Here is a 6,804-nt window from a genome sequence, read left to right as displayed (position 1 = left end):
GCTGCATACCTACAATCACCACCGCGGACACACCGCACTCGCAGGCCAATCACCCGCCAGTCGCGTCCCCAACCTCACGGGGCAATACAGCTAGCCCGCAGGAACCGTTCGCCCGTCTTGGCCAGCTCGGCGGCCAGCTCCGGGGCTCCGAGCACTTCGAAGTCCACTTCGAGCAGCCCGAGGTACAGCGAGAGCATGGCCGCGTTGTCCGAGCCCACCTCGGCGACACAGCGGTCCGGCCCCTCCGGCGTCACCTCGACCGCGACCGGCAGCCGGGCCCGCACGTACCCGGCCGACGCGTGGAGGCGCACTTTCGCGTGGTAGCGCCAGGTTGCCGCGCCGACGCTGCGCTGGACGAACTGCGCGACGTCGCCCTCCGGCGGCTCGCGCGGGGTGAACCGGGGCCCGTTCGGCACCTTCGGCGTCATCCGGTCGACGCGGAAGGTGCGCCAGTCGGCGCGCCCGGTGTCCCACGCGACGAGGTACCAGCGGCGGTTCAGGCCGACCAGCCGGTGCGGCTCGACGTCGCGCCGGCTCGCCGCGCGCTCGTGGCTGGTGTAGTCGAACCGCAGCCGTTCGCCGGCCCGGATCGCCGACGCGATCGCCGTCAGCACCTCGGCGTCCACGACGGGGCCGGTGCCCGGCACCGAGACCGTCGCGGCCTGCAGCGCCTGCACCCGGTGCCGCAGCCGCGAGGGCAGCACCTGCTCCAGCTTCGCGAGCGCCCGCACCGACGTCTCGCCGATCCCGGCGACCCCGGTGGCCGTCCGCAGCCCGACCGCGACGGCCACCGCTTCGTCGTCGTCCAGCAGCAGTGGCGGCAGTTGCGCGCCCGCGCCGAGGCGGTAGCCACCCCGGACGCCGGGGGAGGCCTCGACCGGATAACCGAGGTCACGCAGCTTCCCGACGTCGCTGCGGACGGTCCGCGTCGTGACGTCCAGCCGCTCGGCCAGGTCGGCGCCGGTCCAGTCGCGCCGCGTCTCGAGCAGCGACAGCAGCCGAAGGAGACGGGCGGAGGTCTGCAACATCTTCCGAGGATCGCACGAATCGCGGAAGAAAGTCTGCCGCAATGGTTCCTACCGTCTCGGTCATGACGAACCCCTTCCGCATCGCAATCCCGCAGACCGACCTCGACGACCTGCACCGCCGCCTCGCCGAAGCGCGGTTCGCGGACCCCGTACCCGGCGACGAGCCGGACTGGTCCCGCGGCATACCCACGGCCGTCGTGCGCGAGCTGGCGGAGTACTGGCGCGACGGCTTCGACTGGCGTGCCCTGGAGGCCGCGCTCAACGCGTTCCCGCAGTTCACGACCGAGATCGACGGCCAGCGGATCCACTTTCTGCACGTCCGGTCGGCCGACCCGGACGCGGTCCCGCTGCTGCTGACCCACGGCTATCCGAGCACGTTCGCCGAGTTCCTCGACGTCATCGGGCCGCTGACCGAGCCGGGGCCGGACGCGTTCCACGTCGTCGTGCCGTCGCTGCCCGGCTTCGGGTTCTCGACGCCGCTGAGCGGGCCCGGCTGGGAGCTCGCCCGGACGACGGACGCGTTCGCCGAGCTGATGACGAGGCTCGGGTACGACCGTTTCGCCGCACAGGGCGGCGACATCGGCGCCGGCGTCACCGGACGATTGGCCGCGCTGTACCCGGACCGCGTGCTCGGCGCCCACGTCAACAGCGACCGCGGCACGATCGCGCTGGCCGGCGAGCAGCTGCCGATGCCGGAGAACCTGACCGAATCCGAACAGTCCGAACTGGACGCGGCCCGCGAGGATTGGAAGGCCGGCCGCGGATATCTCGACCTGCAGTCGCACAAACCGGAGACGCTCGCGGCCGCGCTCACCGACTCGCCGGTCGGACAGCTGGCCTGGATCGCCGAGAAGGTCCAGGCATGGACCAACCCGGGCGGCGGCGTCGACCGCGACCGGCTCCTGACGACCGTCAGCCTGTACTGGTTCACCCGCAGCGGTGCCACGGCGGCTCGCTTCCTCTATGAGGCAGCGCACTCCGGCCACGGCTGGCTGGCGCCGTCGGACGTCCCGTCGGGCTGGGCGGTCTTCACCACCTCGCCCGTCGTCCGGAAGATCATGGACCCGGAGGAGAAGATCGCGCACTGGTCGGAGTTCGCCGAGGGCGGCCACTTCGCGGCGATGGAATCGCCGGAGCTGCTCGTGACCGACATCCGCGCGTTCTTCCGGGAACTGCGGCCGTGACCGGGGGCGGTGGGCCAGAATCGGCGGCGTGCAGTTCGCGATCCTCGGGCCGGTCGAAGCCCGCCGTCCCGGCGGAACCCCGGTTCCCCTCGGCGGCCCCCAGCTGCGGGGGCTGCTGGCCCTGCTCGCCCTCGACGCCGGCCGCGTGGTCGGCGCCGAGCGGCTGATCGACGGCCTGCACGGCGACCACCCGCCCGAGGGTGCCGCCGAAGCCCTCCAGTCGCAGGTATCGCGGCTGCGCCGGCGCCTGCGTGACGGCGGCGCGCCGGACGGTCTCGTCGAGTTCACCCCGGCCGGGTACCGGTTGGCCGTCGACCCGCAGGACGTCGACGTCCACCGCTTCGAGCGGCTCACCGCCGAAGCGCGGGCGACCGGCGATCCGGCCGCGAAACGGGAGCTGTTCGCCGAAGCGCTGTCGCTGTGGCGCGGACCCGCGCTCGACGGCCTCGCGGATCCGCCGCGCGCGGCCCGGCTGGCCGAGCTGCGCCTGGCCGCGATCGAGGACCGCGTCGAAGCCGAGCTCGCGCTCGGCCACCACGAACGGCTCGTCGCCGAGCTCCGCGAACTCACCGGTGAGCACCCGCTGCGCGAACGGCTTGCCGCCCAGCTCGTCCGCGCGTTGCACGGCGGTGGCCGCTCTGCAGAGGCCCTGACCGCCTTCGCCGAGATCCGCGAACGGCTCGCCGACGAGCTGGGCGCGGACCCGTCGCCGGAACTCGCGGACGCGCACGTCGCCGTCCTGCGGGCCGCCGCCCCCGCCCACGCCCGGCGGGTTCCGGTGCCGCTGACCGGGTTCGTCGGCCGGACCGAACTCGACGACCTCGAAACGGCGCTGCGGGACGCACGGCTCGTCACGCTCATCGGGCCGGGCGGCGCGGGCAAGACCCGGCTCGCCATCGAAGCCGCGGCCGGCGAAGCGTGCTTCGCCGAGCTGGCGACGACCACCGACGTGGCCCGCGCGGTCCTCGCCGCGCTGGGTCTGCGCGAGCAGGGTGTGCTGGCGCCCGGCGCGGCGGGAGAGCCGGCCGGGCGGCTGGCCGCCGCGCTCGCCGATCGCCCCCTGCTGCTGGTGCTCGACAACTGCGAACACGTCGTCGCCGACACCGCCCGGCTGGTCCGGCGGCTGCTCGGCGAGTGTCCTGGCCTGCGCGTGCTCGCCACCAGCCGCGAGCCCTTGGGCCTGACCGGCGAGAGGCTGGTGCCGGTCGGCGCCCTGCCCGCCGGCTCCGCGGCGAAGCTGTTCACCGAGCGGGCCGCGGCGGTGGCCCCGGGCAGCGTGCCCGACCCGGGCGCGGTGACCCGCATCTGCGCCGCCCTCGACGGCCTCCCGCTGGCGATCGAGCTCGCCGCCGCCCGATTGCGGTCGCTGTCAGCGGACGACGTCGCGGCCCGGCTCGGCGACCGCTTCCGCCTGCTGTCGCGCGGCGACCGGACCGCCGAACCGCGGCACCGGACCCTGCGCGGCGTCGTCGAGTGGAGCTGGGACCTCCTGGAGCCGGACGAGCAGCGGCTCGCAGGCCGGTTCGCGGTGTTCGCCGGCGGCGCGCGGCTCGGCGCGGCCGAACGGATCTGCGCCGAACCCGACGCCGACGTCCTGCTCACCGGCCTGGTCGAGAAGTCCTTCGTCGAGTTCGCCGGCGGCCGGTACCGGATGCTCGAGACGATCCGCGCGTTCTGCGCCGAGCACGGCGACGACCGGCGGGCGGAACACGCGAAGTACTTCCTCGACTTCGCCCGCGCGGCCGAGCCGAGGCTGCGGGGCGCGGACCAGCTGACCGCACTGGCGGAGCTGACCGCCGAGCACGCCGACCTGCACGCGGCGCTGCGCTGGAGCGCATCCGAAGAACCGGCGACCGCGGTGCGGCTCATCGCGGCCCTGACCTGGTACTGGTGGCTGCGCGGCCTGCGCGGTGAGGCGACCGCGTTCGCGGACGCCGTCGTCGCCGCCTTCGGAACCGAGCCACCGCCGGGACTGGCCGAGGAGTACGTCCTCTGCCTGATCCACGCCTCCGGCACCGGCGTCGAGATCGAGCCGATCCTGCAGGGGCTCGAGGGACCACTGCGCCACCCGTACCTCTTCCTGCTGTGGGCGTTCTCCCCGCACACCAAGGTGCGGGACGGCGAACGGCTGGCCGCGCTCGTCGGCGACGACGCGTGGTCGCGGGCGTTCACGGGCATCGGCGACGGTCTCGGCGCGCAGTACCGCGGCCGCATCGCGGAAGCCGAGGCGCACTTTTCGGCGTCGCTGGACGGATTCCACGCGCTCGGTGACCGCTGGGGCGAGGCCAGCGCGCTGGAGAAGCTCGCTGAGTTCGCGGACTGGCGCGGCGACCACGCGCGGTTCCGGGAACTGATGGACGAGTCCGTGCGGCTGGCCGGTGAGCTCGGCGCCGTCGAGGACGCCGCCGACCTGCTGTGCCGCCGCGCCGACGGCGTGCTGCGCGCCGGGGACCCCGAGTCCGCCCGCGCGGACTACGAAGCCGCCGCCGGCAAGGCACGCGCGGCCGGCACGCCGTCGACACTCGCGCGGGCCCGCGGCGGACTCGGCGAGATCGCGCGGCGCGCGGGTGACCTGGCCACGGCCCGCCGCTGGTACACCGCGGCCGTCGGCCTCGCCGTCGACCCGGTCACCGGCGGCGAGACGCGGATCCGGCTCCACACCGGCTTCGGCTGGACGGCTGCCGCCGAAGGGCACCTCGACGAGGCGACCGACCTGCACCAGGAGGCGCTGGCCACGGCCCTCGACCACGCGAACCTGCCGGGCGCGGCCCAAGCGGTCGAAGGCTTGGCGGGCGTCCTCGCCGCGCGGGCCGAGGACGAGCGGGCCGCGTTCCTGCTCGGCGTCGCCGTCGGGCTGCGCGGCGCGCCGGTCGCCGGAGACGCGGATGTCGCTGCGGTGACTGACCGCGTGCGGGCGCGCATCGGCGCGGAGGCCTACGCGGAAGCGTTCGACCGTGGCCGCGAAATGCCCCCTGAGCAGGCGCTGAGCGAGTTCGGTCAGCGGCGGTTCGCGCTCGGTTCGTGAGCGGTCAGCGGCCGCGCCCACAGTTCGGGGCATGACGAAGAGCATCCTGATCTCCGGCGCCAGCATCGCCGGCCCCGCCCTCGCCTTCTGGCTGCACCGCCACGGCTTCCGCGCCACCGTCGTCGAGCGGGCCCCGAGCCTGCGCGAAGGCGGTTACAAGGTCGACATCCGCGGGGTCGCGGTCGACGTCGTCCGCCGCATGGGCCTGCTGGAGGAGGTGCACGCGGCGAGCACCGACATGCGCGGCGCGGCGTTCGTGGACAAGCGCGGCAAGGAACTCGCGACGCTCGACGCCGACACGTTCGGCTTCCGCCACGGCGACGACACCGAGATCCTGCGCGGCGACCTCGCGAAGATCCTCTACGACGCGACCCGGGACGACACCGAGTACGTCTTCGGCGACTGGATCACCGGCCTCGACGAGCGCGCGGACGGCATCCACGTGACGTTCGCCCACGGCGCCCCGCGCCGGTTCGACCTGGTCGTCGGCGCCGACGGCCTGCACTCCGGCGTCCGCGCCCTGGCGTTCGGCCCGGAGGAGGACTTCCTGCGCCGGTTCGACGCGTACATCTCGATCTCGACGGTGCCCAACACCCAGCAGCTGGACCGCTGGGAGCTGCTGCACTCGGCGGCCGCGGGCAAGATGGTGAACGTCTACAGCACGGCTCGCGCGGCCGACGCGAAGGCCGCGTTCTGGTTCAGCGCGCCGCCGCTGACGTACGACCGCCGGGACGTCGACGGCCAGAAGGACCTCGTCGCGGCCCAGTTCGCCGGCCTGGGCTGGGAGATCCCGGCGCTCCTCGCCGCGATGCGCGACGCGGACGACTTCTACTTCGACCCGGTGTGCCAGATCGTGATGGACCACCTGTCCACCGGCCGGGTGACGCTGCTCGGCGACGCGGGCTACTGCGCCTCGCCGGCTTCCGGCCAGGGCACGAGCCTGGCCCTGGTGGGCGCGTACGTCCTGGCGGGGGAGCTGGCCACTTCGGACGATCCCGCGGTGGCACTTTCCCGCTACGGGAGTGAAATGCGGCCGTACATCGAGAAGAACCAGGCACTGGCCAAGACGGCACTGCGCGGGATCATCCCGTCGTCGCGGGCGTTCGCGTGGTTCAACACCCGGATGATCAAGTTGATGCCGTACCTCCCGGGCCGCAACCGGGTGCTGGAGCAGATGGCCCGCCCGATCCGCGAGGCGGCGAACGCGCTGGTGCTGAAGGACTACGCGCTCACCGCAGCGGATCGTGGCCCCAGTTCATGAGGGAGTGCCGCCAGGTGGTGTCCTCGACGTCCCCGGACGGCCGCTGGGCGACGTGCCGGTGAACGTAGCCGACGACCTCGCGCATGTGGGCGTGGTCGTCGGCGGTGAGGTCGTCCTGCTTCTTCCGCAGGATCGAGACGATCTTCCGGCCGGATTCGTGCCCGACGGACTCACCGCCGCCCTTGTGCTGCCCGGCGTCCTTCGACTCGTCCGTCTTCAGCCAGTCCTCGAGCTGCTTGGCGGTCATGTTCACGTTCTCGCCGAACTCGCGGCGGGTCTCGTCATCGTCCATTCAGGACACATACC

5 protein-coding genes are annotated in these 6,804 nt (G+C 73.6%); 3 read left to right on the top strand and 2 right to left on the bottom strand.

Annotated elements, in window-relative coordinates; translation table 11 throughout:
• Positions 1-74: 74 nt before the first annotated feature.
• Positions 75-1,028: a helix-turn-helix transcriptional regulator gene (locus tag ACZ4TR_RS48305; protein WP_465295852.1), complete on the bottom strand. Its 954-nt coding sequence runs from the start codon at positions 1,026-1,028 to the stop codon at positions 75-77.
• Between the two features lie 62 nt (positions 1,029-1,090).
• Here ACZ4TR_RS48305 and ACZ4TR_RS48300 point away from each other — a divergent pair, with 62 nt between their 5' ends.
• The 3 genes from ACZ4TR_RS48300 to ACZ4TR_RS48290 are packed head-to-tail and all read left to right on the top strand — an operon-like array spanning position 1,091 to position 6,498.
• The gene (locus ACZ4TR_RS48300) at positions 1,091-2,212 is read left to right on the top strand and encodes an epoxide hydrolase family protein (protein WP_465295850.1); all 1,122 of its coding nucleotides are present in this window, start codon (positions 1,091-1,093) and stop codon (positions 2,210-2,212) included.
• 28 nt (positions 2,213-2,240) lie between these two features.
• A complete protein-coding gene (locus ACZ4TR_RS48295; protein WP_465295848.1) occupies positions 2,241-5,237 on the top strand; it encodes an ATP-binding protein in 2,997 nt (998 codons plus the stop codon).
• Positions 5,238-5,268: 31 nt separating this feature from the next.
• Positions 5,269-6,498, top strand: coding sequence for an FAD-dependent monooxygenase (locus tag ACZ4TR_RS48290; protein WP_465295846.1), 1,230 nt, complete (start codon positions 5,269-5,271; stop codon positions 6,496-6,498).
• Here ACZ4TR_RS48290 and ACZ4TR_RS48285 read toward each other — a convergent pair.
• Entirely contained in the window at positions 6,467-6,790 is a 324-nt protein-coding gene (locus ACZ4TR_RS48285) for a DUF3140 domain-containing protein (RefSeq protein WP_465295844.1), read from the bottom strand. The two genes, ACZ4TR_RS48290 and ACZ4TR_RS48285, sit on opposite strands and share 32 nt — an antisense overlap.
• Positions 6,791-6,804 lie beyond the last annotated feature (14 nt).

The organism is Amycolatopsis sp. NPDC028719, assembly GCF_055565395.1.
This window is presented reverse-complemented; position numbering and strand designations above follow the sequence as displayed.

Coding starts and splice junctions, on each gene's coding strand:
- ACZ4TR_RS48305 (WP_465295852.1), bottom strand. CDS start 1,028: ATGTTGCAGACCTCCGCCCGTCTCCTTCGGCTGCTGTCGCTGCTCGAG.
- ACZ4TR_RS48300 (WP_465295850.1), top strand. CDS start 1,091: ATGACGAACCCCTTCCGCATCGCAATCCCGCAGACCGACCTCGACGAC.
- ACZ4TR_RS48290 (WP_465295846.1), top strand. CDS start 5,269: ATGACGAAGAGCATCCTGATCTCCGGCGCCAGCATCGCCGGCCCCGCC.
- ACZ4TR_RS48285 (WP_465295844.1), bottom strand. CDS start 6,790: ATGGACGATGACGAGACCCGCCGCGAGTTCGGCGAGAACGTGAACATG.